General features: G+C 68.4%; 21 protein-coding genes and 1 pseudogene. 15 read left to right on the top strand and 7 right to left on the bottom strand.

Annotation, left to right across the window (positions count from 1 at the left end):
* The first annotated feature begins 391 nt into the window (after window positions 1–391).
* The 4 genes from CF68_RS16875 (at window position 392) to CF68_RS16860 (ending at window position 7,709) form a co-directional block, all read left to right on the top strand.
* Window positions 392–3,637: an EAL domain-containing protein gene (locus CF68_RS16875; protein WP_035820792.1), complete on the top strand. Its 3,246-nt coding sequence runs from the start codon at window positions 392–394 to the stop codon at window positions 3,635–3,637.
* A gap of 162 nt (window positions 3,638–3,799) precedes the next feature.
* Window positions 3,800–4,894: a putative 2-aminoethylphosphonate ABC transporter ATP-binding protein gene (locus CF68_RS16870; RefSeq protein ID WP_035820790.1), complete on the top strand. Its 1,095-nt coding sequence runs from the start codon at window positions 3,800–3,802 to the stop codon at window positions 4,892–4,894.
* Complete coding sequence (locus CF68_RS16865) at window positions 4,891–6,618, top strand: putative 2-aminoethylphosphonate ABC transporter permease subunit (protein WP_035820788.1); 1,728 nt, start codon at window positions 4,891–4,893, stop codon at window positions 6,616–6,618. The genes CF68_RS16870 and CF68_RS16865 overlap by 4 nt, the downstream gene beginning before the upstream one ends.
* A 62-nt stretch (window positions 6,619–6,680) precedes the next feature.
* The gene (locus CF68_RS16860; protein WP_051591559.1) at window positions 6,681–7,709 is read left to right on the top strand and encodes a putative 2-aminoethylphosphonate ABC transporter substrate-binding protein; all 1,029 of its coding nucleotides are present in this window, start codon (window positions 6,681–6,683) and stop codon (window positions 7,707–7,709) included.
* 82 nt (window positions 7,710–7,791) lie between these two features.
* On the opposite strand, the gene CF68_RS16855 is transcribed toward CF68_RS16860, so the two are convergent.
* Complete coding sequence (locus tag CF68_RS16855; RefSeq protein ID WP_035820786.1) at window positions 7,792–8,115, bottom strand: PadR family transcriptional regulator; 324 nt, start codon at window positions 8,113–8,115, stop codon at window positions 7,792–7,794.
* Window positions 8,116–8,648: 533 nt separating this feature from the next.
* On the opposite strand from CF68_RS16855, the gene CF68_RS16850 reads away from it, so the two are divergent.
* Entirely contained in the window at window positions 8,649–9,578 is a 930-nt protein-coding gene (locus CF68_RS16850) for a DMT family transporter (protein ID WP_035820783.1), read from the top strand.
* Between the two features lie 315 nt (window positions 9,579–9,893).
* Complete coding sequence (locus CF68_RS16845; RefSeq protein ID WP_010814038.1) at window positions 9,894–10,223, top strand: helix-turn-helix domain-containing protein; 330 nt, start codon at window positions 9,894–9,896, stop codon at window positions 10,221–10,223.
* A gap of 22 nt (window positions 10,224–10,245) precedes the next feature.
* On the opposite strand, the gene CF68_RS16840 is transcribed toward CF68_RS16845, so the two are convergent.
* Together CF68_RS16840 and fur are read right to left on the bottom strand one after the other, a co-directional pair.
* Window positions 10,246–10,509 carry a hypothetical protein gene (locus CF68_RS16840; RefSeq protein WP_010814037.1) on the bottom strand — a complete coding sequence of 88 codons (264 nt, stop codon included), beginning with the start codon at window positions 10,507–10,509 and terminating at the stop codon, window positions 10,246–10,248.
* A 23-nt stretch (window positions 10,510–10,532) separates the two neighbouring features.
* Window positions 10,533–11,021: a ferric iron uptake transcriptional regulator gene (gene fur, locus CF68_RS16835; protein ID WP_035820779.1), complete on the bottom strand. Its 489-nt coding sequence runs from the start codon at window positions 11,019–11,021 to the stop codon at window positions 10,533–10,535.
* 679 nt (window positions 11,022–11,700) lie between these two features.
* Between fur and CF68_RS16830 the strand changes: the two genes are divergently transcribed.
* From CF68_RS16830 to CF68_RS16820, 3 genes are read left to right on the top strand one after another with little or no spacing between them, the layout of a single operon-like run.
* A complete protein-coding gene (locus CF68_RS16830; protein WP_035820775.1) occupies window positions 11,701–11,994 on the top strand; it encodes a DUF3649 domain-containing protein in 294 nt (97 codons plus the stop codon).
* A complete protein-coding gene (locus tag CF68_RS16825) occupies window positions 11,994–13,637 on the top strand; it encodes a PepSY domain-containing protein (protein ID WP_035820772.1) in 1,644 nt (547 codons plus the stop codon). Before CF68_RS16830 ends, CF68_RS16825 begins: the two co-directional genes overlap by 1 nt.
* Entirely contained in the window at window positions 13,634–13,990 is a 357-nt protein-coding gene (locus tag CF68_RS16820; RefSeq protein WP_035820770.1) for a DUF3325 domain-containing protein, read from the top strand. Before CF68_RS16825 ends, CF68_RS16820 begins: the two co-directional genes overlap by 4 nt.
* Before the next feature lie 13 nt (window positions 13,991–14,003).
* Here CF68_RS16820 and CF68_RS16815 read toward each other — a convergent pair whose 3' ends face one another.
* On the bottom strand, window positions 14,004–14,429 hold the full coding sequence (locus tag CF68_RS16815; protein ID WP_035820767.1) for a PRC-barrel domain-containing protein: 426 nt from the start codon (window positions 14,427–14,429) through the stop codon (window positions 14,004–14,006).
* A gap of 251 nt (window positions 14,430–14,680) precedes the next feature.
* On the opposite strand from CF68_RS16815, the pseudogene CF68_RS36265 reads away from it, so the two are divergent.
* A pseudogene (locus CF68_RS36265) lies at window positions 14,681–14,752 on the top strand (helix-turn-helix domain-containing protein); the annotation flags it as partial.
* Between the two features lie 8 nt (window positions 14,753–14,760).
* Here the strand turns inward: CF68_RS36265 and CF68_RS16810 are convergent.
* Window positions 14,761–15,678, bottom strand: coding sequence for a LysR substrate-binding domain-containing protein (locus tag CF68_RS16810; RefSeq protein ID WP_035820765.1), 918 nt, complete (start codon window positions 15,676–15,678; stop codon window positions 14,761–14,763).
* Window positions 15,679–15,879: 201 nt separating this feature from the next.
* Here CF68_RS16810 and CF68_RS16805 point away from each other — a divergent pair, with 201 nt between their 5' ends.
* Window positions 15,880–16,902, top strand: a complete 1,023-nt coding sequence (locus CF68_RS16805) for a DUF1338 domain-containing protein (protein ID WP_035820764.1) — start codon at window positions 15,880–15,882, stop codon at window positions 16,900–16,902.
* 92 nt (window positions 16,903–16,994) lie between these two features.
* Here CF68_RS16805 and fusA read toward each other — a convergent pair whose 3' ends face one another.
* Complete coding sequence (gene fusA, locus CF68_RS16800) at window positions 16,995–19,100, bottom strand: elongation factor G (protein WP_035820762.1); 2,106 nt, start codon at window positions 19,098–19,100, stop codon at window positions 16,995–16,997.
* Between the two features lie 293 nt (window positions 19,101–19,393).
* On the opposite strand from fusA, the gene CF68_RS16795 reads away from it, so the two are divergent.
* Entirely contained in the window at window positions 19,394–20,023 is a 630-nt protein-coding gene (locus CF68_RS16795) for a response regulator transcription factor (protein ID WP_010814027.1), read from the top strand.
* 68 nt (window positions 20,024–20,091) lie between these two features.
* Here the strand turns inward: CF68_RS16795 and CF68_RS16790 are convergent, their stop codons facing one another.
* Complete coding sequence (locus CF68_RS16790; protein WP_035820760.1) at window positions 20,092–20,865, bottom strand: FadR/GntR family transcriptional regulator; 774 nt, start codon at window positions 20,863–20,865, stop codon at window positions 20,092–20,094.
* 156 nt (window positions 20,866–21,021) lie between these two features.
* Between CF68_RS16790 and gudD the strand changes: the two genes are divergently transcribed.
* From gudD to CF68_RS16775, 3 genes are all read left to right on the top strand, one after another.
* Window positions 21,022–22,377 (top strand): glucarate dehydratase, encoded by a 1,356-nt coding sequence (gudD, locus tag CF68_RS16785; RefSeq protein ID WP_035820758.1) that lies wholly within the window; start codon window positions 21,022–21,024, stop codon window positions 22,375–22,377.
* Between the two features lie 83 nt (window positions 22,378–22,460).
* Window positions 22,461–23,483, top strand: coding sequence for a tripartite tricarboxylate transporter substrate binding protein (locus tag CF68_RS16780; protein WP_035820756.1), 1,023 nt, complete (start codon window positions 22,461–22,463; stop codon window positions 23,481–23,483).
* Window positions 23,484–23,584: 101 nt separating this feature from the next.
* Window positions 23,585–24,583, top strand: coding sequence for a tripartite tricarboxylate transporter substrate binding protein (locus tag CF68_RS16775; RefSeq protein WP_035820754.1), 999 nt, complete (start codon window positions 23,585–23,587; stop codon window positions 24,581–24,583).
* Window positions 24,584–24,705 lie beyond the last annotated feature (122 nt).

The following is a 24,705-nucleotide window of genomic DNA, read 5'->3' as shown; positions in this document are numbered from 1 at the left end:
GTAGAGCGCAGTTGGGGCGTTAGTGTCCTGTTCCGCAGATACCTTGCCATGAAATCGCCCAGTTGCCCGCCATGCGTCGTTGCTCGTCGTTGCCATAGCTACTGCTATGGCGCCTCCTCGCGCCTAGCCTGACAGTCAACTGGACGATTTCATTTTGGCAAGGTATCTACGGAGCAGGACACTAGTGGCGCGGACTGTCGCGTACTTGGGGGGCATCTCCGGTGCAACCCTACCATACCCCGCCGTGGTGGGGCATGCGGTCTTTCCCCCGAACGGGTTCATCCCCGGCGGGGGTGTGCGGGCTGACTGTGCCACGGTATAGTCCCCCGTTAATGCGAAGGCACGTCCACGCAGACGGCATGCCCCTGCTGCATGCCGGAACCGATCGACCATGAGACTGACTTCGCTTTCCCCTGCCTTGTTGTCATTGCTGGTCGCGGCCGGCGGCGCGCTGTTGACGGCAGGGGCATGGCTGCAGGCGGAGCGGCTCGAGCGCCGCGAGGCGCAGCAGCATTTCGACGCGCTGCTGGGACAGGCCGGCAGCGCGCTGCGCGAGCGCATGCTGGAGAACGAACACCTGCTGCGCGGCGTGGCCGCCGTGCTGAGCGCCAACCCCGACACCTCGCGCACGCAGTGGCGCGACTATCTCTATACCGCCCAGCTCGACGACCTGCCCGCCGGCACCCAGTCGATCGGCTACGCGCCGCTCACGCCGTTGCAGCGGGTGCCGCGGCTGGTGCAGGCCGCCCGTGCCGACGGCCTTGCCGACTACGACATTCATCCCGGCGGCAAGCGCGACCTGTACGCACCGATCTTTTTTATCGAACCGCTGGACGGGCGCAACACGCGCGCCGCCGGCTTTGACATGCTGTCCGAGCCCACGCGCCGCGCGACGCTGGAAGCCGCCCGCGACAGCGGTGAACCGCGGCTCACGCCCGGCCTGGCACTGGTCCGCGAAGCCGAGGCGGCGCAGCGCCAGCACGGCGCGCTGGTGTTCCTGCCGGTCTACGCCGGCGAGGCGCCGGTCAGCACGGTGGCGCAGCGGCGCCAGGCGGTGCTCGGCTATGTCTACGTGTCGCTGCTCCTGGGCGACCTGATACGCGCGGTCGGTGCCCCGGCGGCGGCGGAACTGGAGCTGTCGCTGTACCAGGGCTCCCCGGCCGCTCCCGGGCCGATCCTGTCCGGCGGGCCGACCGAGGGCGAGCGCCGCGATGACGGCAGTGCCGCGCTGCTGCAGGGCGAGCGCCAGCTCCAGTATGGCGGCGTCACCTGGACGCTGCGCGGCGCCACGCGCCCCGCCTTCGAAGCCGCGCATGGCCCGCGCCAGGCATACCTGGTGCTGGCCGCGGGCACGCTGGCCACGCTGATGCTGGCGTGGCTCGCCCATGCACTGGCACGCCAGGGCCGCGCCGCGCGCCAGCGCGAAGCGCAGGCCGTCCATGCCTGGGAAGATGACAACGCCATGCTGCAGGCGTGCATGGCGCAGTCGAACGACGGCTTCCTGCTGGCCGATGCACAGGGCGTGGTGGTGCGCGCGAGCGAGCGGGCGGGGCAACTGTTCGGCGCCGATCCCGCGGCATTGGCCGGTCGCAGCCTGGACACCCTGGTTCCCGGCGCCACCGGCGTTGTCCCCAGCGGCGCAGTGGCAGGGGCCGAGGCCCACCGTGAACTGGCGGGCGTGCGCGCTGACGGCAGCCGCTTCGCGCTGCGTGCCAGCGCCGCGCGCCTGCCCGCGGCCGACGGCGGCACCGCGCACTGGCTGTGGGCGCTCACGGACCTGGAGCCGGAACGGCGCGCCCAGCAGGCCGCCGCGGTGCAGGCCGCGCGCTATGCCGGGCTGCTCGACCATGCCGCCTTCTGCGTGATCACCTTCGATGAGGACGGGCTGATCACCGGCATCAACGCGGCTGGCCAGCGCATGCTCTGGTACAACGCCGCGGAACTGGTCGGCCACATGCACATGACCGGCCTGCATGTTGCCGACGAACTGGCCGACCATGCCCGCATGCTCAGTGGCGAACTGGGTGAGCCGGTGCCGCCGGGGCTGCCCGCCCTGGTGGCCAAGGCACGGCTTGGCCTGACCGACGAGCGCGAATGGACCTGGGTGCGCAAGGGCGGCTCGCGCATGCCGGTGCAGCTGGCGGTGTTCGCACTGCCGGCGCCCATCGAGGCTCCAGCCGCTGACGCAGCGCCAGCCGGTCCCGCCGGTGGTGCCGAGCCCCGGTCCGCGCCGTCGCCTGGGTACCAGGCCATCGGCTACGACCTGACCGAGCGCCGCCGCGTCGACGAGTACATCCGCCACCTGGCGCTGCACGACCCGCTGACCGGCCTGCCCAACCGCGCCGAGCTGAGCGAGCGCGCGCAGGCGCTGCTGCTGCACGCGCGCACCCACGGCGAGCGCGTGGCCCTGCTGCTGCTCGACCTGGACCATTTCAAGCACATCAACGACTCGCTCGGCCACCCGGTCGGCGACGACGTGCTGCGCACCATGGCCGACCGCCTCAAGGGCACGGTACGACAGGGCGACCTGGTGGCGCGCATGGGCGGCGATGAATTCGGCGTGGTGCTGGGCGGCCTGCGCCACGACAGCGAAGCCGAGCTGATTGCCGCCAAGATCCAGGCGCGCGTCAATGAAGAACTGCAGGCCGGCGGCCAGCGCCTGCGCGTGACGCCGTCGATCGGCATGGCGATCTACCCGGACGACGGCGATAGCCTGACCGAGCTGCTCAAGGCTGCCGACTCGGCCGTCTACGCGGCCAAGCACGACGGCCGCGCGCAGTTGCGCCGCTTTGCCAGTGCCATGGCCGAGGCCTCGCTGGCGCGCTTCACCATCGAAGGGCTGCTGCGGCGCGCGCTCGCCGGCGATGAGTTCCGGCTGCGCTACCAGCCGATCGTCGATGCCGCGACCCTGGCGATCACCGGCGTCGAGGCGCTGATTACCTGGAACACCCCGGAACGCGGCGCCATGCAGCCGGCCGAGTTCATCCCCATCGCCGAGCAGAGCGGCCTGGTGGCGCCGTTGGGCGAATGGACCCTGGCCACCGCCTGCCGCGAAATCCAGGCGCTGCGCCAGGCGCTGGGCAGCGAGATCGAGGTCGCGGTCAATATTTCGCCGCTGCAGCTGCGCCAGGCCAACTTCCCCGATACCGTGGCGCACTGCCTGCAGCAGGCCGGCCTGCCGCCGCAGGGGCTGGTGATCGAAGTCACCGAAGGCATCCTGGTCGACGGCGGCGAGACCACCATCGAGACCTTCCGCCGGCTGCGCGAGCTGGGCGTTGGGCTGTCGATCGACGACTTCGGCACCGGCTACTCCGGGCTCAATTACCTGACCCGGCTGCCGATCAGCCGGCTCAAGATCGACAAGTCCTTTGTCGACGACGTGGCCACGCCCGGCCACGACCAGGCGGTGGCCGCGGCGATCATCGCACTGGGCCACCAGCTGCACCTCAAGGTGATTGCCGAAGGGGTGGAGACGGCGGCGCAATTCGAGTTCCTGCGGGCGCAGGGGTGCGACGGGCTGCAGGGGTTCCTGTTCAGCCAGGCGGTGCCGCACGAGGTGCTGCGGGAGATCCTGGAAAAGGGGATTCGCGTGCCGACCCCCACGTCTGCGGACGCCACTGCGCTGCGCGAGTCATGATCGTCCAGGGGCATCATTCATAACTTGCCGGGTGCCTGCGCCGCTGCCCCATCCCAAATCCCCCGATACCTCCATCGAAATACTTTGCCGATCTGCCACACGGCTGGCATCTGCGCTGCCTATGCTGGCGACCGATTCAATTGAGAATGCGGAGATTCGGTGATGCAGGCAGGCAAGTCCGGGGAGGGCCGGGCGTTCCTGGCGGTGGAGCAGGTCAGCAAGCGCTTTGGCAGCTTCGTGGCGCTGGACGGCGTGTCGATGTCGGTCGGGCAGGGCGAGCTGCTGTGCCTGCTGGGCCCGTCCGGCTGCGGCAAGACCACGCTGCTGCGCATCATCGCGGGACTTGAGCGCGAGGACGCAGGACGCATCCATGCCGGCGCGCGTGAACTGACCGGATTGCCGCCGCAGGCGCGCGACTACGGCATCCTGTTCCAGTCCTATGCGCTGTTTCCCAACCTGACCGTGGCGCAGAACGTGGCCTATGGCCTGCACGGGCGCGGCATGGGACGCACGCACCGCGACGCGCGCGTGGCCGAAATGCTCGACCTGGTCGGCCTGGCCGGCAGCGAGCGCAAGTTCCCGGGCCAGCTCTCCGGTGGCCAGCAGCAGCGCGTGGCGATGGCCCGTGCGCTGGCGCCGGCGCCTTCGCTGCTGCTGCTGGATGAGCCGATGTCGGCACTCGACGCCCGCGTGCGCGAACACCTGCGGCTGGAACTGCGCCAGCTGCAGCGCAGGCTGAACATCACCACCGTGATGGTCACCCACGACCAGGAAGAGGCCATGACCATGGCCGATCGCATTGCCGTGATGGACGGCGGGCGCATCGTGCAGGCCGGCACCCCCGCCGAGATCTATGAGCAGCCGGCGTCGGCCTTCGTCGCCGGTTTTGTCGGGCAGGCCAACTGGCTGCCGGGGCGCAGCGCGCAGACCGGGCGCTTCACCGTTGGCGAGGGCAGCCAGGCCGTCGATTTCCTGGTCGGCTCGCCGCAGCCGGTGGCATCCGCCGGCCGGCTGTGCTGCCGCCCGGAAGCGGTGCGGCTGGACCCGGATCCCGCCGAGCCCAACCGCCTGCTGGCGCGCGTGGTCGACCAGACCTACCTCGGCAACCGCTACCGGCTGGCGCTGGAAGCGGACCGCCTGCCAGGGCTGACCCTGTTTGCCGACGTGGCGCGCGAGGCGCGGCACCGGCTGCCCGACGCGGGCGGCCACAAATTCTGGATTGCGCTGCCCGCGCAGGCGTTGCGGGTGTTTGCATGATGCGCGCGGTCACTGCCGCCCTGCCCGAGGCTACGCAGGCGGCATCGCTGCGCGGCACCGGCCTGGTTTCCCGGCTGGCGCACGGTGCCCCGGCCGCGATGAAGTGGATCTGGCTGGCCGGGCTGGCCGTCGGCCTGCTGCTGCCGTTGCTGGCGCTGTTCCGCCAGGCCTGGTTCGATGCGGCGGGCCAATGGGCGTTGGACGCGCGCATGGCGGCGCTGGTGACCAGCCCCAACTTCCTGCCGATGCTCGGCCGCAGCGTGGCGGTGTCGCTGGCGGTAGTGGCGCTGGTGGTGCCGCTGGCATTTGGCTTTGCCTATGCGCTGCAGCGTTCCTGCATCGCACTGCGGCCACTTTGGCGCGGCATTGCGCTGCTGCCGCTGTTTGCGCCGTCGCTGCTGCCGGCGATCGCGCTGGTCTACCTGTTCGGCAACCAGGGCATCTTTCGCGGCGCCTTCGGGCAGGGCGGCATCTATGGCTTCTGGGGCATCGTGCTGGGCGGGGCCTTCTACACCTTCCCGCATGCGCTGATGGTGCTGGTGGCGACGCTGTCGCTGGCCGATGCGCGCCTCTATGAGGCGGCGCGCGCGATGGGCGCCAGCCCGTGGCGCACCTTCTGCACGGTCACGCTGCCGGGCGCGCGCCAGGGCCTGTTCGCCGCCGCCTGCCTGGTGCTAACGCTGGTGATCACGGACTTTGGCGTACCCAAGGTGGTGGGCGGCGGTTATCCGGTGCTGGCGCTGGAAGCGTACAAGGCGGTGGTCGGGCAGCAGCAGTTCGACCGCGGCGCGCTGATCGGCATGCTGCTGCTGGCGCCCGCGCTGCTGACCTTTGCCGTGGACATGGCAATGCAGCAGCGCCAGCGCACGCAGATGGGCAGCCGCGCGCAGGTGTATGTGCCGGCGCCCGAGCGCGGCCGCGACAGCGCGTGCCTGCTGCTGGTGGCGCTGGTCAGTGCCGCGCTGCTGGCAGTGATCGCCACCGCGGTGGGCGCGTCGCTGGTCAAGCTGTGGCCGTACAACCTGGGCGTGACGCTGGCGCATTACGACTTCGACAATATGGACGGCGGCGGCTGGCTGGCCTACCGGAACAGCCTGAAGCTGTCGGCGCTGACCGCGCTGGCGGGCACGGCGGCGATCTTCCTGGGCGCCTGGCTGACGCTGCGCACGCGCGGCCCGGCCTGGCTGCACGGTGTGCTGCGCGCGGGCTTCCTGTTGCCGATGGCGGTGCCGGGGCTGGTGCTGGGCCTGGGCTATGTGTTCTTCTTCAACGCGCCCGGCAATCCGCTGCACGCGCTGTACGGCACCATGGCGCTGCTGGTGCTGTGCAACGTGGCGCACTGCTACACCACCGGCCACCTGACCGCGGCCGCGGCGCTGCGCCAGCTCGACAACGAGTTCGAGGCCGCGGCGCTGTCGCTCGGGGTGGCGCCGCTGGTGACGTACTGGCGCGTGACCGTGCCGGTGTGCCTGCCGGCACTGCTCGATATCTTCCGCTACCTCTTCGTGTCGTCGATGACCACGGTCTCGGCGGTGATCTTCCTGTACAGCCCCGACACCGTGCTGGCCGCGATCTCGGTGCTGAACATGGACGATGCCGGCGACACCGCGCCCGCTGCCGCGATGTCGACGCTGATCCTGCTGACCTCGGTGCTGGCGGCCTTGCTGCTGTACGCGGTCTCGGCCGGCTGGCTGCGCCGCGCGCAACGCTGGCGCGCCGGCTGACCCTTGCCCGATTCGCCGTACCCCTGCATTCCGGAACACTGACCGAACCCAAAGGAGAAACCATGTCCCGCATCACCAACCTTGTCGCGGCGCTTGCCGCCGCGGCCGCCCTGCCGATGCTGGCCGGCAATGCCAGCGCCGCCACCGTGCTGACGGTCTATACCGCGCTCGAAGCCGACCAGATCGCCGCCTACAAGACCGCGTTCGAGAAGGTGCATCCCGATATCGAAATCAAGTGGGTGCGCGACTCCACTGGCATCGTCACCGCCAAGCTGCTGGCGGAAAAGGCCGCGCCGCGCGCCGATGCGGTGTGGGGCCTGGCCGGCTCCAGCCTGGCGATCCTGGACAAGGAAGGCATGCTCGACCCGTATGCGCCGAAGAACCTGGCCGCGATCGATGCCAAGTACCGCAGCCCGGCCAACCCGCCGGCATGGGTCGGCATGGACGTGTGGGGCGCGGCGATCTGCTTCAACACCGTGGAGGCGCAGAAGCAGGGCCTGCCCAAGCCGGCCTCATGGGCCGACCTGACCAAGCCGATCTACGCGGGCAAGGTGGTGATGCCACACCCGGCCTCGTCGGGCACGGGCTTCCTCGATGTCAGCGCCTGGCTGCAGATGATGGGCGAGCAGAAGGGCTGGCAGTACATGGATGCCCTGCACAAGAACATCGGCCTGTACACGCACTCGGGCTCCAAGCCGTGCAAGATGGCCGCGCAGGGCGAGTTCCCGATCGGCATTGCGTTCGAGTACCGTGCCATGAAGTCGAAGAAGGAAGGCGCGCCGATCGATATCGTGCTGCCGAGCGAAGGCCTGGGCTGGGACATCGAGGCCACCGCCATCGTCAAGGGCACCAGGAACCTGGACGCCGCGCGCAAGCTGGCTGACTTCTCGGCCTCGCGTGAAGCGATGGCGCTGTATGAGAAGAACTTTGCCGTGCTGGCCGTGCCCGGCATTGCCAAGCCCGACGCGCTGCTGCCCGCCGACTACGAGAAGCGCCTGATCAAGAACGACTTCCGCTGGGCGAGCGACAACCGCGACCGCATCCTGGCTGAATGGAGCAAGCGTTACGAAGGGAAGGCGGAGAAGAAGTAAGGCACAAGGCGCGCCCGGCGGCGAGGAGATGGCCCGCAGAAACGGGTACGCTTCCCGCGCCGCGGCGGCCGCCCTGGCCGGATCAGGCCAGGCGCGGCACTTCGTCGGTGGCCGGCTGGCCGGCGTGCAGGCGGCGGTAGAGATCGTCGATGCGCTGGCGGCTGGCCTGTAGCTCTTCGCGGCCGCGCTCGGTTAGCAGGTAGACCCGGCCGATGCCGTCGCGCAGCACGCTTTCCAGATAGCCTTCCATTTGCAGGGCGCGCAGCAACGGGCGCACTGAGCCGATATCGACCTGGAAGCCGTATTCCAGCAGCATGTCGGCAAGCATGGCCACCGTAGCCGGGACTTCAAGCGCAAATTGCAGGACGTAGACGCGGGCCAGCAGGCCCAGGAACTGTCGTTTCATGTGGACTGGCAACGCGGCAGACGCCGCGCCGGTTGACGCAGGCGCCGTCCGGAACTCGGGGTTTGCAGGCGTTGTGACGCCGGCGGCGCGGCAGCTGTCATCCTGTTGGACTGGCAGTGCTCATGCGCCGGGCAAGGCGCTTTTACCCGTTCGGGCAAAAAAGAAGCCGCCAGGGGCCCTGGCGGCTTGTCGGGAATGCGTCGGAGGGGTCAATTAACTCTGGCGCAGACCAGAGTTTAATTTAATCGAAGGCGGCTTGTCACGCGTCGGTAACAGCGCCCCCTCCAGCGTGGGGTGATGATGAAAGCCTTTGATTGGAAAAGTGACGAGTTGGCGTGACATTGTGCAGAGAGCGGCGCTCAAAAATGTCGTAAATCAGTCAATATCACCTAAATTCCTGGCGGAAAGCGGGTCGCCATCGTGGCGATGGCAGGGCACAGGTCCGAATCCGGCTTGCGGTATGCGCTGCACAGGCGTCAAATCGCGGCAACCTCCAACCCGCGCCGGCTTGCCCGCGCCTCCCGGTTCCCCTGATGAAACCCGCCGATCTCGCCCGCTTGCTTGCCCTGGCCGCCATCTGGGGTGCCAGTTTCCTGTTTATCCGCATCGGCGTCCCGGCGCTGGGACCAATGCCGACCGCCTTCGCCCGGGTGCTGATCGGCGCGCTCACGCTGGCGGCATGCCTGCCGCTGCTGAAGCTGCGCTGGGATATGCAGGGCAAATGGCCGGCGGTGCTGGCGCTGGGTGTGGTCAATTCCGGTATCCCGTTTGTCATGTACGCCATCGCCGCGCTGTGGCTGCCGGCCGGTTATTCGGCCGTGTTCAATGCCATGACCCCACTGATGGGCGTGCTGATCGGCGCGCTGGCGTTTTCCGAACGGCTCACGCGCGCCAAGGCCCTGGGCGTGCTGCTGGGCGTGGCGGGCGTCGCGGTGCTGACCCGCACCGGACCGGTGGCGTTCTCGACCGACGTGCTGCTGGGCGCGCTGGCCTGCCTGGCGGCCACCGCCTGCTACGGCCTGTCCGGCTTTCTCGCGCGGCGCTGGATCACGCAGCGCGGCGGGCTGGACAGCCGGCTGGTCGCCGCCGGCAGCATGGTCGGCGCCACCGTGTTCCTGCTGCCCTTCTGCCTCGCCGCGCTATGGCGCCACAACACGCTGCCCGCTGCCGGCGCCGGCGTGTGGGCGGCCATGCTGGGGCTGGGCGTGCTGTGCACGGCGCTGGCCTACATCCTGTATTACCGCCTGATTGCCGACCTGGGCCCGGTGCGCTCGCTGAGCGTCACCTTCCTGATCCCGCCGTTCGGCATCGTCTGGGGCGCGCTGTTCCTGGGCGAGGCACTGTCGTGGGCGCACGCGGCGGGTGGCGCGCTGATCGGGGTGGCGGTGTGGCTGGTGTTGCGGCCGGTGGCGGGGGTGGAGCAGGGCGCCAGTCCGGCAGGTGGTGTTGCGGTCAAACGTTGAGCTCGTCCGGATAAGAATAAACTTATATCCATTGCCATATCGCCTTTATTGCTTATAATTTACTTATATTCGAGTGATGAACTCGATATATTGGGCAACGAACGCCACGAAGCAAGTCCGAAAGCTCGACAAGCCAATGCGCGTTACGCATCCTTGATGCGATTGAGGACTTGGCGCATATGCCGAACTGCCAACATGTCAAGGCACTAGCCAACCATGCCTATGGCTATCGGCTCAGAGTCGGCAACTACCGGGTGCTGTTCGACTGGGACGGTGCGATACGAATCGTGGAAATACAGGAAGTGAAAAAGCGAGATGAACGCACCTACTAACATCCAGACGATCATCGGGCCGGATGGCAAGCCGGCGTTTGTCGTGATCCCCTACGGGGACTATCTCTCGCAATATGCGCGAGCCAGCGACCTGGTTCCGCATGCGGTCGTGCGGCGAGTGCTGGCCGATGACGTGCCGCCATTGCGCGCCTGGCGCGAGCATCTTGGCCTGACCCAGGCAGACGTCGCGGTGCGCCTCGGCATTTCACAGCCCGCCTATGCGCAGCAGGAGAACAGCACCCGCCTGCGCAAGACCTCGCGTGAGCGCATTGCCGCCGCGCTCGGCATCACTGCCGCGCAACTCGATATCTGATCCAGGACGCCAGGCCGCAGACTCAGGCCTGTGCCGCCGTGCCCGCCGCCACGTTGTACTGCTCGCGCACCATCATCACCACGCGGCGTGCCTGGCGCAGGTGGCGCACGGCGTCGGCTTCGCTGCGTTCGGGGAAGTCGACTTCGGCGCTCCAGTTGCAGCCGGTGTGGTCGGGCCGGTGCACGCAGACCGCGCGCAGCTGGCAGTCGTGGCAGCCGGGCTCCTGCCGCAGGCACAGGTTGATCAGGCGTTTGAGTTCGGACAGCGGCTTGTTCAGGCGCTCCATGGATGGCTCCGTCAGGTGCGCGCTTACGCCCGGGCAGGCAGCTCCGGCGTGGGCTCGGCCTCATTGGCGCCGGCCCGGCATTGCGGGCAGACGCCGTATAGCACCAGCATGTGCTCGCGCAACACAAAGGCGTTGTCGGCGGCCACCTGGCGCTGGCGCTGCTCGATGCTTTCATCGCGGAATTCCTCCACGCGGCCGCAGGCCACGCAGATCAGGTGGTCATGGTGGCCGCCTTCGTTGAGTTCGAACACGGCGTGGTCGGACTCGAAGCTGTGGCGCAGCAGGATGTCGGCCTGCACCAGCTGGTTGAGCACGCGATACACCGTGGATAGTCCCGCGTCCTCGTCCTGCGTCAGCAGGATGCGGTAGACGTCTTCGGCGCTCAGGTGGCGCCGGGCGCTGGTGCGGAACACTTCAAGGATCCGCATGCGCGGCGACGTGGCCTTCAGGCCGGCGCGCTTGAGATGGATCGGGTTTGTGCTCTCGAATGACATGGCGGAAGGCATTGGCATGCGGCTGGCGCCCCGCGCGCAGGGCGGCGCCCGGCCTGGCGCCGCGCACGGGCGGCGTCGATGGCTTGGCGGGATTTCAGGCTGAAGCGCCAGGGGCGGATCAGCGCTGGCGCTCCCGTCCCTGGCGGCGCGCCGTGCCTGCACGACGCGCGGAATAAAAAGGTGGCCTGGCTTGTCACCGGAAGACGCGATCGGGAAAGCGGGGTCTGGTTGCTTTCCCGATCTTCCGAAGACTGGCTACTGCCAAACGCTCCGCGTGACGGAGCGGTCCCCACAAAAGTCGGTGTCGAATGCCGCAGCGGCGGCATCCGGAAATCCTGTCGTTCCTGCCAGCTTCGGTCGCTGCCGCGTGCCGCGGCGCGCCGGACCTGGCCGGTCTGCCTGTCGGGCGGTGCGCCGTGCGTCAGGCAGTGATCGGATAGTAAATGGGAATCGATCTCATTACAAGAGAAATTTTATCGGACCGCCTCATTTTTTAGGGTGGACTGGTGACGCAATGTATGTCCTTGAGGACAGTAATGCGAATTGTTATCATTCGTAACGATTCCTTGCCCCCCCGGTCCTGCGCCATGTATCGACATCCCACCCGCCATTGCCGTCCCGTCTCCGGCATGCCGCTGCAGTCATCCCCAGCCGTGACTGCCGGCCTTGCCTGCGGCGCAGTATTGCGCGTGCCGGCATGAGCCAGGCCTACGCGTCCGGCTGGCGCTATCGCGCCGGGGTGGCCTCGCGCGCGGTCGCGGCCATTGCTGGTGGCTACGCGCTGGCGGCGTCGGCCACCGCGGCCCTGTCCGTGTGGCTGCCGATGGCGCGGCCCGATGCCGTGACCACGGCCACGCTGCTGTCCTTCGCGATCTATGCCGCGGCGGTGGTCTGGGTCTTCGCGGTGCGCAGCGCGTGGCGAGCCTGGGCCGGCCTGGCGCTGCCGGCCGCGCTGCTGTTGGCGCTGCTGGCCGTGGGACGGGGCGGCTGATGCGCGCGGGTTTCAGGCAGTCGATGGCATGGCTCCATACCTGGAGCGGCCTGCTGGTGTGCTGGGTGTTGCTGCTGATGTTCTGCGGCGGCACCGCCAGCTATTTCAAGGAAGAGATCTCGCTGTGGATGCGGCCCGAGCTGCATCGCCCCGCGCCCGCCGCCGAGGTGCCGGCCGCGCAGGTGGCGCAGAACGCGGTGCGCTACCTCAGCCGGCAGGCACCGGATGCCGCGCGCTGGTTCATCACGCTGCCCGACGATCGGCGCCAGGCCGCCACCGTGCGGTGGGTCTACAAGCCGGGCCAGGCGCCGCGCGACGCCGACGGCAAGCCGCGCCGGTTCGACAGCCGCTTGCTCGACCCGGCCACCGGCGCGCCGCTGCAGGCCGCGCGCGAGACCCGCGGCGGCGAGTTCCTGTACCGGTTGCATTTCGACCTGCACTACATGCCGGCCAAGTGGGCGCGCTGGATCGCCGGCTTCTGCGCCATGTTCATGCTGGTCGCCATCGTCAGCGGCGTCATCACGCACCGGCGCATCTTTGCCGACTTCTTCACGTTCCGGCGCGGCAAGGGCCAGCGATCCTGGCTCGATGCGCACAATGCGCTGGCGGTGCTGGCGCTGCCATTCCACCTGATGATCACCTACACCGGGCTGGTCACGCTGCTGTTCATGTATATGCCCTGGGGCATCGAGGCCGCCTACCGCGGGGGCGAGCGCGCTTTCCAGGCCGAGGCGATGCTGCGTCCGCGGCCAGCCAGCGCAGCGGGCACGCCCGCCGCGCTGGCAAGCGTGGCAGACATGGTGGCGCAGGCGGAGCGCCGCTGGCAGGGGGCCGCGCCGCGGCGCATCACCGTGAACCTGCCGGGCGATGCCAATGCCACCGTGGCGCTGACCCGTGCCGAGCCGACTACGCTGGCACACGACGCGTCCACGCTTGAATTCTCTGGCACCAGCGGCGCCATGCTGCGCGCGTACGCGGAAGACAAGTCCGCGGCAGAACTGACGCGCAGCGTCATGACCGGCCTGCATATCGCCGGCTTTGCTTCACCAGGCCTGCGCGCGCTGTTCTTCCTGTGCGGTCTTGCCGGAACCGCCATGGTGGCTACCGGGGCGATCCTGTGGGCGGTACGCACGCGCCAGCAGCAGGCCAAGGCGCTGGCTGCAGGGGCACGGCCCAGCGTTGGCCTGCGCCTGGTCGAGGCGCTGAACATCGGCGCCATCGCCGGCCTGCCGATTGCCTTTGCCAGCTACTTCTGGGCCAACCGCCTGTTGCCGGTGGATCTGGCGCAGCGGCCTGAAGCGGAGATCCGCTGGTTCTTCATCGCGTGGGCCGCCTGCGCGCTGCTGGCGCTGCTGCATCCCGCGCGCGGCATGTGGCGCGCGCAGTTGTGGGCGGGGGCGGCGCTGCTCGGGGGCATCCCGGTGCTCAACGCGCTGACCACCGGATCGCACCTGGGCGTGACCTTGCTGCAGGGGCGCGGGCCGGCGGCGGTGGCTGGCTTCGACCTGGTGACGCTGGCGCTCGGCATCGCGCTGGCAGCCGCGGCCTGGATGGTCGGACGCAGGCAGCCGGCACCGCGGCGCACGTCGCGCCAATCGCAGAAGGTGGCCGAGGTGGCTGCCGGCACGCAGGAGCCCGCATGAACATGCTGGCTGCCTTCGCCCTGTCGCTGTCAGGATTCGCCGCACTGGCGCTGTCGCTCGACCGCCACCATGCCGATATCCATGGCCGCGGCAGCATGCCGTCGCCGCGCGCGGTGGCTGGGCTGCGCGCGGCGGGTGCCGGCGCGCTCGCGCTGGCCTGGTCGCTCCATGTTGCTGCCGACGGCGGGCCGCTGGGAACGGTGTCGTGGCTTGGCACGCTGACAGCCAGCGCGTTTGCCGTGGCGCTGGGCCTGTCCTATGCGCCACGCGCGGTGCAGCGCCTGCTGCCGGGCGCGGCGGGTATCGGCCTGGCCGCGCTGGCCGCGCGCGGGCTGCTTGCAACCTGGGCGTAGTCCCTGCGCAGCCTTACAGCGGCGGGGGCACCCAGTACGGGTCGCGGCCGTAGTACTCGTGCAGCGCCTTGCCCCACTGGGGATCGGCCATGCTCGGCCAGCTGTCCTTGTTGAAGCCCGGTGCGGACTTGAGCCGGTCTGCCGTCACCGCAATCCGGAAGCATTTCTCGTCGGTGTCCATGACCAGTGCATTCCATGGGATGGCGTGCAGCGTGTCGCCGATGCCGAGGAAGCCGCCGGTGGTCAGCACCGCGTAGGCGATGCGGCCGTGCGGCACATCCAGCATGATTTCGGAAATCTTGCCGACGTGTTCGCCATCGGATGAATAGGCCTTGGTGCCGTCAAGGCTCGATGCCGCCATCACTTCAGGACCCGGGCCTTCGCCCACGCCTGAACCGATGATGGCCGCGCCTGCACTACTGGGAGGTTGGTTCGGCATGCTGTGCTCCTTGTCGCAAGACGTTGGAATGCATGGCATGCGCAATGACCATGCCTGCGCCGTTTGTGGCGCTGTACGCATGGGACTGAAGTCGCCAGCTGCCGCCGTGGTAATTCTTTCGCGCGGCATGGAAAAAAAGGCGCGTCAGCGTCGCGCTGCGCGCGTTCCTGCCGCGGCACCCGGTGCAGCCGGACGCGATCCTCAGAAGTGATGCCGCATGCCAAGCATGACGCCCACGCCAGTACGAACTGATGCCGACCGGCGATCAGCGGCGCCAGATGCGCCGCTTCGCTGGCTCGTGCCGTTTCGTGTTCAACAAAGCGCGGCGTGATCAGTTGCCGGCAGCGGTGGCCGGCGCATCGCGCGACAGGCCCAGGATCCAGTTGCGGAAGGCCGCCAGCGCTTCGGATTCGGGCCGGCCCTCCGGATAGGCAAAGTAGTAGCCCTGCTGCTCGTCCAGCATGCCCGCCAGCGGGATCACCAGCTGGCCGGTCTGCAGCTCGCGCTCGATCAGCAGGCGCGGCGCCAGGCCGATGCCGAGCCCGGCCGCCGCGGCGGCCGTCATCATCGTGAACAGTTCGTAGCGCGGCCCGCGCGAGGCGGCCAGGTCATAGGTCCAGCCCTGTGCCGCGTACCAGTCGCGCCAGGCGTTGGCGCGCGTGCTCAGGTGCAGGTGGCGGCAGCGCGCCAGGCTGGCGGCGTCGGTCACGGGATGCTCGGCCAGGAAGGCGGGACTGCACACCGGCACCATGCCCCCTTCGCGGAAGATTACGCCGCCGCGCGTGCCGGGCCAGAACTGGTCGCCGAAGTAAATCGCCGCGTCATAGGCGCATTCCTGGAACGAGAACGGCTGCGAGCGCGCCGACAGGTTGACCGTCACATTGGGGTGGCGCCGCGCAAAGTCCGGCAGGCGCGGGATCAGCCATTGGGTGGCAAAGGTGGGCACCACTGCCAGCTCCAGCGTGTAGCCCATGGCCCTGCCGGTGGTGATTTCCAGCGTGTCGCGCTGCAGGTGGTCCAGGTGCCGGCGGATGCGCGCGGCGTATTCGCGCCCGGTATCGGTCAGCTCCAGGCGCCGGCGCACGCGCGTGAACAGCGTCACGCCCAGGCGCTGCTCCAGCTGTGCCACCTGCCGCCCCACCGCGCTATGCGTCAGCGCCAGCTCTGCCGCGGCGCGGGTAAAGCTGCCCAGCCGCGCCGAAGCCTCGAAGGCCTGCAGCGCGCCCAGGTTGGGGATGTCGTTTCTCATGGGACTGCGAGGGAAGGAAGGCTGACAGTATAAACAGCGGCGCCAGCCTGCACCGTCAGACGGCACCGCTACCCTGATCGTGCGCCGCACGCACAACGTTGTGCGCAATGCGCGCTTGTGCGCGCCATGGGAGCGCCCCTATCCTGCCCCGCGTATCGTCGCCAGCCCGGCTGCCATCCCAGTGCTCACCTGTTTGCGCCCATGACCTCCACACTTTCAACGCTTCTCACCGCCAACGTCGGCGCCGCCCGCGCCGCACAACTGCTCGCGCTGGTCACCTTGCCCGCGGATCTGCCGCAGGCCCCGCAGGGCCGTGCCAGCCGTGCGGAAATCGCCCAGGCGCTGAACATGGTGCTGTTCGGCGGCATCCTCGAGCGCGTGCCGAGCGGCCGCGCCTACACCGACGACGTTGCCGCCGCCGGCGGCAAGGTCACCTTCGACCACGGCGCGCTGCGCACGGTCAAGTGGCGCGACAACGGCGCGCTGCCTGAAGGCGAGGCCGCCTTCACCCGCATCCTGCGCCCGCTCGGCTACGTGCTCAACGGCACCTATCCGCTGGACCGCATCGGCATGACCGGCCGCTCGTACGCGCATGCCGACGCGCCCGAGGACATCGCCCAGTTCTTCCTCAGCGAATTCCATCCGGAACGCTTCAGCGAAGCCTTCCGCGCCGCCGTCAGCCGTGTCACCGGAACCTCCGCCGACCCGCTCACGCCGCGCGCGCAGACCCTGCTATGGCAACTGGAGCGCGACGGCGCGCTGGACCTGGCCGACGGTGCCGAGCTGGTCGGCCTGCTGGTGCCATGCTTCGAGCGCCAGCACGCCACCCCGAGCCTGGCCGACTATGAAACCCTGCTCAGTGAATCGGCCGAGATGGCCTGGGTCGCCACCGAAGGCAACGCCTTCAACCACGCCACCGACCGCGTCGACGACGTGTTCGCGCTCGCCGAGCAGCAGAAGCAGCTGGGCCGGCCGATGAAGGACAAGGTGGAAGTTTCGCGCAGCGGGCGCGTCAAACAGACCGCGTTCCGCGCGGATACGGTGCGCCGCGCCTTCGTCGGCGCGCAGGGCGAGACGGTGGAGCGGGACGTGCCGGGATCGTTCTACGAGTTCATCACGCGCGACCGCTTCGCCGAAGAAGCGGCAGCGCCGCAGCGGTATGACCTGGGGTTTGATGCGGGCAATGCGCAGGGGATTTTCAAGATGACGGCGGCGGCTTGCTGATCGCGATGAAGGAGAAGGGCGCGGGCGCGTGGATGCGCCGGCCCTCTCCCCCGGCCCCTCTCCCGCACGCGGGAGAGGGGAGCAAACCATTGTTACCCCCGCTTCGCCGATATCACCGCCTCAGCCACATTGGCCGGCGCCTCGGCATAGTGCTTGAACTCCATCGTGTACGTCGCGCGCCCCTGCGTCAGCGAGCGCAGCGTGGTGGAGTAGCCGAACATGGTTGCCAGCGGCACTTCGGCGCGCACGATCTTGCCGCCGCCACCGGCGATGTCTTCCATGCCGTGCACCATGCCGCGGCGTGACGACAAATCGCCCATCACATTGCCGGTGAATTCCTCAGGCGTTTCCACCTCGACGGCCATCATCGGCTCCAGCAGGATCGGCCTGGCCCGGCGCATGCCGTCCTTGAACGCCATCGAGCCGGCCATGCGGAATGCGTTCTCGTTCGAGTCGACGTCGTGGTAGGAGCCGAACACCAGCGTGGCCTTGATGTCGACCACCGGGTAGCCGGCCAGCACGCCTGACTGCAGGGTCTCGCGGATGCCCTTGTCCACCGCGGGGATGAACTCGCGCGGCACCACGCCGCCCTTGATGGCATCGACGAACTCATAGCCGCCGCCGTGCGGCATCGGCTCGAGGTTGAGCACCACGTGGCCGTACTGGCCGCGTCCGCCCGATTGCTTGATGAACTTGCCTTCCACGTCCTTGATCGGCTGGCGGATGGTCTCGCGGTAGGCCACCTGGGGCTTGCCGACCGATGCCTCCACGCCGAACTCGCGCCGCATGCGGTCGACCAGGATTTCCAGGTGCAGCTCGCCCATGCCGGAGATGATGGTCTGGCCGGATTCCTCGTCCGTGGTCACGCGGAAGGACGGGTCTTCCTGCGCAAGGCGGTTCAGCGCAATGGCCATCTTTTCCTGGTCGGCCTTGGTCCTGGGCTCCACTGCCTGCGAGATCACCGGTTCCGGGAAGCTCATGCGCTCCAGGATGATGACCTTGTCGGGGTCGCACAGGGTGTCGCCGGTGGTCGCTTCCTTCAGGCCGACGGCCGCGGCGATGTCGCCGGCGCGCACTTCCTTGATCTCCTGGCGCACGTTGGCGTGCATCTGCAGGATGCGGCCCAGGCGCTCGCGCTTGGCCTTGACCGGGTTGTAGACGGTGTCGCCGGATTTGACCACGCCGGAATAGACGCGGAAGAAGATCAGCTGGCCGACAAAGGGGTCGGTCATGATCTTGAACGCCAGCGCGGCAAACGGCTCGTCGTCGTTGGGATGGCGCTCGGCTTCGCGGTCGTCTTCGGTGTGGCCCAGGATGGCCGGCACGTCGGCGGGCGAGGGCAGGTAGTCGATGACCGCGTCCAGCATGCTCTGCACGCCCTTGTTCTTGAAGGCGCTGCCGCACAGCATCGGCACGATCTCGTTGGCGATGGTGCGCTTGCGCAGGCCGCGCTTGATCTGTTCCTCGGTCAGCGGCTCGCCCGACAGGTACTGGTGGAGCAGCGTCTCGTCGGCCTCGGCGGCGGCTTCGACCATCTTGTCGCGCCATTCCTGCGCGGTGGCCAGCAGGTCCGCCGGAATGTCCTGGTATTCGAAGCGCACGCCCTGGCTGGCATCATCCCAGACGATGGCCTTCATGGTGACCAGGTCGACCACGCCCTTGAAATGGTCCTCGGTGCCCAGCGGGATCTGGATCGGCACGGCGCGGCCCTTGAGGCGGTCGGCAATCTGCGTCTGCACGCGGAAGAAGTCGGCGCCGACGCGGTCCATCTTGTTGACGAAGGCAATGCGCGGCACCGCGTACTTGTTGGCCTGGCGCCAGACCGTCTCGGACTGCGGCTGCACGCCGCCGACAGCGTCATAGACCATGCAGGCGCCGTCAAGCACGCGCATGGAGCGCTCGACTTCGATGGTGAAGTCAACGTGTCCCGGCGTATCGATGATGTTGATGCGGTGTTCGGGGTAGTTGCCGGCCATGCCTTTCCAGAACGCAGTGGTGGCGGCCGACGTGATGGTGATGCCGCGCTCCTGCTCCTGCTCCATCCAGTCCATGGTGGCCGCGCCATCGTGCACTTCGCCCAGCTTGTGGCTGACGCCCGTGTAGAACAGGATCCGTTCGGTCGTCGTGGTCTTGCCGGCGTCGATATGCGCGCTGATGCCGATATTGCGGTAGCGCTCGATGGGGGTCTTGCGAGGCACAGTGTTCTCCATGGATGAAACACGCTGGAATAGAGTAGCACCACTGGCTGTTTGCCGTTGTCCCTGCCGTGCGCAGGGGCACACCGCCGCGGCCCGGTGCTCCGGCATGAGCGTGCGTCTGAGGCGGGCCTAGGATTCGGCCTCATGCGAAACCGATTTCTTCCATCCTGCCAGCGTCCTCGGCTCCCTATACTGGCGCAGCATCGCGCCCCGCGTGTTGATCGCCCCTGCCATCCCATGCCCGGGTCGAATGCGCCCGGTCGCCGATGCGTTCCCGGACTACGAAGCCACGCATGACAACCATCCTGATCGTTGACGACCATCCGGCGATGCGGCTGGTGCTCAGGCACCATCTGTTGCAGCTGCTTGGCGTAGACGAGGTGATCGAAGCAGACAACGGACAGTGCGCCATCGAGCTGGTGCGCGCGCGCACGCCGGACCTCGTGCTGCTCGACCTGGACATCCCGCGCTCCAGCGGGCTGGATGTGGCGCCGCGCCTGCGCGCGATCCATCCGCAGGTGCGCATCCTGGTGGTGACGGCGCTCGACCCGGCCGTGTTCATCAGCCGGTCATGGCAGGCCGGTGCGCAGGGCTTCGTCAGCAAGACCCAGGACATCAAGGAGATCCTGCGTGCGGTCGAGGCGGTGCTGGCGGGCTATACCGTGTTCCCGGTGCTCAGCCGCGGCGGCGCGCCGCGCCAGGCCATGTCGGCGGATGAGGAGATCCTGCGGCGCCTTTCCGACAAGGAACTGGTGGTGCTGCAGATGCTGGCGCGCGGCATGTCGTACAAGGCCATCAGCGCCAGCCTCTTCATCAGCAACAAGACCGTCAGCAGCTACAAGGCACGCATCATGGGCAAGCTGCAGGTCTCGTCCCTGGTGGAGCTGGTGGACTTTGCGCGGCGCTGCCGGTTGACGCCCTAATCCCGGTCGTTCTCATTAGACATCGTATGACTTGGCGGGCCACACCCGCCCAGGTGCGTGCGCGCCGCTCAGCCCTGGGCGCCGGCCGGCCCTGAGGCCTTGCGCAGCCGTTCGCGGCTGTTGGTCAGGTGCATGCGCATGGCGGCCTTGGCCCCGTCGGGGTCGCGGCGCTCGATCGCGTCGTAGATGTTCTCGTGCTCGATGCTGACGCGCACCAGGTACTGCTCGCGCTCGGGCGTGCTGACCTGCAGGCGGCTGCGCGGGATCACCATGGTGCCCAGGTGGCCCATGATGTCCGTGAAGTAGCGGTTGCCGGTGGCGCGCGCGATCGCCAGGTGGAAGGCAAAATCGCTTTCCACGGCGTCGTTGCCGGCGCCGGCACTGCGCTTGAGCTCGTCCAGTGCCTGGCGCATCGCTGCCAGCTGCGCGTCGGTGCGGCGCGATGCGGCCAGGCCCGCGGCCTCGGCCTCAAGGCTGACGCGGAATTCCAGCATCGCCATCACATCCATGGCCGTGCCCAGCGCGTCCGGCCCGATGCGGAAGGGCGAGGGCGCCTCGGCAGCGCGCGCCAGCACGAAGGTGCCGATGCCGTGGCGCGTCTCGACCAGGCCGCTGGCCTGCAGTCGCGACAGTGCCTCGCGCACCACGGTGCGGCTGACCCCCATCGACGCCATGATTTCCGATTCGGTCGGCAGCTTGTCGCCGGGCTTGAGCTGGCCCTGGCGGATTTCTTCGCCAAGGGCTTGCACCACTTCCTCGGCAAGCGTGCGGCCGCGGCGGCGCAGCAGCGCTTGCGGCGCAGGAACAGGCGGAACGGACTGGGCGGGGGTGGAGTTCGGCATGGTGGATACGGGCGGGGTTTCCCGGACTTGACCGGTTCGAGATGGCCTTATTATACTGGGTTATCAGTCATACGATGACAGATAACATACGCAACACGATGAGCCCGGGTGAACGATACTGCGCCCGCCATCGGAAATGCCGGAGACAACCCAGAGATGACCCCAACCGCCGCCCCCATGGCGTCCGCCCACACCCCGGTCGTGACCGAACTGACCGTGGTGCCCGTGGCCGGGCATGACAGCATGCTGATGAACCTGTCCGGCGCCCATGGCCCGTATTTCACCCGCAATATCGTGATCGTGCGCGACAGTGCCGGCCACACCGGCGTGGGCGAGGTCCCGGGCGGCGAGGGCATCCGCCAGACGCTGGAAGACGCGCGGCCGCTGCTGGTGGGCCAGCCCATCGGACAGTACCAGGCCATCCTGAACCGCGTGCGCGCGGCATTCGCCAGCCGCGATGCCGGCGGCCGCGGCCTGCAGACCTTTGACCTGCGCATCACCATCCATGCGGTGACGGCACTGGAGGCGGCACTGCTGGACCTGCTCGGCCAGCACCTCGAGGTGCCGGTGGCCGCACTGCTCGGCGAAGGCCGGCAGCGCGACGCCGTGGAGATGCTCGGCTACCTGTTCTATATCGGCGATCGCCAGCGCACCACGCTGGGCTACCGCACCGAGCCCGATGCCGACAACGCGTGGTTCCGCCTGCGCAATGAAGTGGCGATGACGCCCGAGGGCGTGGTGCGCCTGGCCGAAGCCGCTTACGAGCGCTACGGCTTCAACGACTTCAAGCTCAAGGGCGGCGTGCTGAGCGGCGACGAAGAGATGGAAGCGATCCTGGCGCTGGCCGAACGCTTCCCGAAGGCGCGCATCACGCTGGACCCCAACGGTGCCTGGTCGCTGGCAGAGGCCGTGCGCCTGTGCCGCGACAAGCGCGGCGTGCTGGCCTATGCCGAGGACCCGTGCGGTGCCGAAGACGGCTACTCCGGGCGCGAGATCATGGCCGAGTTCCGCACCGCCACCGGCCTGCCCACCGCCACCAACATGATCGCCACCGACTGGCGCCAGATGGGGCATGCGGTGCGGCTGCAGTCGGTCGACATCCCGCTGGCCGACCCGCACTTCTGGACCATGCAGGGCTCGGTGCGCGTGGCGCAGATGTGCGCCGACTGGGGCCTGACCTGGGGCTCGCACTCGAACAACCACTTCGATATTTCGCTGGCGATGTTCACCCACGTGGCCGCCGCCGCGCCGGGGCGCGTCACTGCCATCGACACGCACTGGATCTGGCAGGACGGCGAAAACCTGACCCGCAACCCGCTGCAGATCGAAGGCGGCCTGGTGCAGGTGCCCAGGACGCCGGGCCTGGGCGTGGAGCTCGACATGGATGCCCTGGCGCGCGCGCACGAGCTGTACCAGCGCAAGGGCCTGGGCGCACGCGACGATGCCGCGGCGATGCAGTTCCTGATCCCCGGCTGGAAGTTCAACAACAAGGCGCCCTGCATGGTGCGCTGACGCGGTACCGGCAACGCCCAACCGGCCGCTGCCGTCATCGGCACGGCCGGGCTCATCTGATAAAGACACTGCAGGAGACAACGATGTACACGTTCCAACGCCAGCGCGCCCTGCGCCTGCCCCACTGGCTGCGCGCCTTCGCGCTCGGCTCTGTCGTCACGGTGGCGGCCCTGACCGTCAGCGCCGCCGCCTACGCCGCGCCACAGGACTGGCCGCAACGCCCGGTATCGGTGGTGGTGCCGTTCCCGCCGGGCGGCTCCAGCGACGCCATCGCGCGCATGCTGACCGTGCCGCTCAATGAAAAGCTGGGCCAGCCCTTCGTCATCGACAACCGCCCCGGCGCGACCGGCGCCATCGGCGCCACTTTCGTCAAGCGCGCACCGGCGGACGGCTACACCATGATGGTGGCGTCGATCGGCGTGTACGCGGTGAACCCGTTCCTGCAGAAGAACCTGGCCTATGACCCGGCCAAGGACTTCGACCTGCTGACCGTGGCCGTGCGCGCGCCCAACGTGCTGGTGGCCAATCCGCAGTTCCCGGCCAATACGCTGCAGGAACTGGTGGCCCACATGAAGAAGAATCCGGGCAAGGTCAGCTTTGCCTCGTCCGGCGCGGGCTCGTCCGACCACCTGACCGCGGCGCTGTTCTGGCAGAAGAGCGCCACCGACGGCCTGCACGTTCCCTACAAGGGCGGCGGCCCGGCCATCTCCGACCTGCTTGCCGGCCAGGTCGACGTGTCGTTCCAGAACGTTAACGCGGTGCTGCAGCACATCCGCACCGGCAAGCTCAAGGCCATGGCGGTGACCTCCGACAAACGCTCGCCGGTGCTGCCCAATGTGCCGACCATGGCCGAGGCCGGCGTGAAGGACGTGGAGGTGTACTCGTGGCAGGGCGTGGCCGCGCCGCGCGGCCTGCCGCCCGAGGTGAAGAGCCGCCTGCACGGCGCGCTGGTGTCGTCGCTGAACGACCCGAAGATGCGCCAGAAGCTGTCCGAGAGCGGCTTCGAGGTGGTGGCCAACACGCCCGAGCAGTTCAACCAGTTCGAGGCGCAGGAACTGCAGCGCTGGAAGACCGTGATCGAGAAGGGCAAGATCGCGCTGGACTGAAGCCATAGCACTGAACCCCAGACACTGCAGCACAGAACGCGCCGGGCATGCACGCATAGCGTGCCGCGCCGGCGCTCGCGTCATCGACAGGAGACAACAGCATGACCCAGGGACGCCGCACCTTCCTCAAGCAATCCTCCGCACTGGCCGCCGGCCTGGCAGCCGGCCCGCTCGCGGGCCTGTCCTCGGCGGCGCACGCCGGACCGGACTGGCCCACCCGCCCGATCCGCCTGGTGGTGCCGTACACCTCCGGCGGCTCGTCGGACATCATCGCGCGCCTGATCAGCAAGCAGCTGGGCGAGGCGCTGGGCCAGTCGGTGGTGGTGGACAACCGCCCCGGTGCCAACGGCAACGTCGGCGCGGCACTGGTCGCGCAGGCCACCGACAACCACACGCTGATGCTGTGCGATATCGGCGCGCTGGCGATCAGCCCGTCGGTCTATACAAAACTGACCTTCAATATTGCCAAGGACCTCAAGCCGGTGTCGATGCTGGCCTACTCGCCGCACTTGCTGGTGGTGCATCCGTCGGTGCAGGCGGCCAGCGTGAAGGAACTGGTGGCGCTGTCGCAGCGCAGCCAGCTCAACTTCGCCGTGACCGCCATCGGCAGCGCGCCGCACCTGGCCGGCGTGGCGGTGGAGCAGGCCACCGGCGCCAAGTGGCAATACGTACCCTACAAGGGCGGCTCGCAGGCCATTGCCGATACCGTGGGCGGCAGCGCCCAGGTGCTGATGAACGGCATGCTGGCCACGCTGCCGCACGTGCAGTCGGGCAAGCTCAAGCTGATCGCCCAGTCCAAGCGCACGCGCATGCCGCTGCTGCAGAACGTTCCGACCATTGCAGAGCAGGGCGTGCCGAATTTTGAATCCGGGACGTGGCAGGGCGTGATGGCTCCGGCGAGCATGCCCGATGCGATGGTGGCGCGCCTCAGCGGCGAGCTGATCCGCATCATCCGCGCGCCGGACCTGCGCGCGCAGCTGGTGGCCCAGGGGGCGGAGGTGGTGACGATGACGCCCGGGGAGACCGGGAAGTTCTTTGTTGCCGAGCAGGCGCGATGGGCGGGGGTGGTGAAGCAGGCGGGGATCAAGCTGGAGGCTTGATCTGGGCTCGCGGGCCGTAGCTGGTTCTTCGCAGATTTGCGGGGTGTTTTTGTTGTTGCCATGCGGTCGCTCGTCGTCCTTGGCAGGCGCTGCTGTTTCGCCGACGTAGCCGGCGAGTCACT

Origin of the sequence: Cupriavidus sp. SK-4, assembly GCF_000611125.1 — a bacterium.
GTDB lineage: Bacteria > Pseudomonadota > Gammaproteobacteria > Burkholderiales > Burkholderiaceae > Cupriavidus > Cupriavidus necator.
The sequence above is the reverse complement of the archived record's forward strand: the minus strand, read 5'-3'. Positions and strand labels throughout refer to the sequence as shown.

Coding starts and splice junctions, on each gene's coding strand:
- CF68_RS16820 (WP_035820770.1), top strand. CDS start 13,634: ATGAACATGCTGGCTGCCTTCGCCCTGTCGCTGTCAGGATTCGCCGCA.
- CF68_RS16795 (WP_010814027.1), top strand. CDS start 19,394: ATGACAACCATCCTGATCGTTGACGACCATCCGGCGATGCGGCTGGTG.
- CF68_RS16850 (WP_035820783.1), top strand. CDS start 8,649: ATGAAACCCGCCGATCTCGCCCGCTTGCTTGCCCTGGCCGCCATCTGG.
- CF68_RS16870 (WP_035820790.1), top strand. CDS start 3,800: ATGCAGGCAGGCAAGTCCGGGGAGGGCCGGGCGTTCCTGGCGGTGGAG.
- CF68_RS16790 (WP_035820760.1), bottom strand. CDS start 20,865: ATGCCGAACTCCACCCCCGCCCAGTCCGTTCCGCCTGTTCCTGCGCCG.
- gudD (WP_035820758.1), top strand. CDS start 21,022: ATGACCCCAACCGCCGCCCCCATGGCGTCCGCCCACACCCCGGTCGTG.
- CF68_RS16860 (WP_051591559.1), top strand. CDS start 6,681: ATGTCCCGCATCACCAACCTTGTCGCGGCGCTTGCCGCCGCGGCCGCC.
- CF68_RS16855 (WP_035820786.1), bottom strand. CDS start 8,115: ATGAAACGACAGTTCCTGGGCCTGCTGGCCCGCGTCTACGTCCTGCAA.
- CF68_RS16815 (WP_035820767.1), bottom strand. CDS start 14,429: ATGCCGAACCAACCTCCCAGTAGTGCAGGCGCGGCCATCATCGGTTCA.
- CF68_RS16810 (WP_035820765.1), bottom strand. CDS start 15,678: ATGAGAAACGACATCCCCAACCTGGGCGCGCTGCAGGCCTTCGAGGCT.
- CF68_RS16875 (WP_035820792.1), top strand. CDS start 392: ATGAGACTGACTTCGCTTTCCCCTGCCTTGTTGTCATTGCTGGTCGCG.
- CF68_RS16830 (WP_035820775.1), top strand. CDS start 11,701: ATGAGCCAGGCCTACGCGTCCGGCTGGCGCTATCGCGCCGGGGTGGCC.
- CF68_RS16780 (WP_035820756.1), top strand. CDS start 22,461: ATGTACACGTTCCAACGCCAGCGCGCCCTGCGCCTGCCCCACTGGCTG.
- CF68_RS16840 (WP_010814037.1), bottom strand. CDS start 10,509: ATGGAGCGCCTGAACAAGCCGCTGTCCGAACTCAAACGCCTGATCAAC.
- CF68_RS16825 (WP_035820772.1), top strand. CDS start 11,994: ATGCGCGCGGGTTTCAGGCAGTCGATGGCATGGCTCCATACCTGGAGC.
- fur (WP_035820779.1), bottom strand. CDS start 11,021: ATGCCAATGCCTTCCGCCATGTCATTCGAGAGCACAAACCCGATCCAT.
- CF68_RS16865 (WP_035820788.1), top strand. CDS start 4,891: ATGATGCGCGCGGTCACTGCCGCCCTGCCCGAGGCTACGCAGGCGGCA.
- CF68_RS16805 (WP_035820764.1), top strand. CDS start 15,880: ATGACCTCCACACTTTCAACGCTTCTCACCGCCAACGTCGGCGCCGCC.
- CF68_RS16775 (WP_035820754.1), top strand. CDS start 23,585: ATGACCCAGGGACGCCGCACCTTCCTCAAGCAATCCTCCGCACTGGCC.
- CF68_RS16845 (WP_010814038.1), top strand. CDS start 9,894: ATGAACGCACCTACTAACATCCAGACGATCATCGGGCCGGATGGCAAG.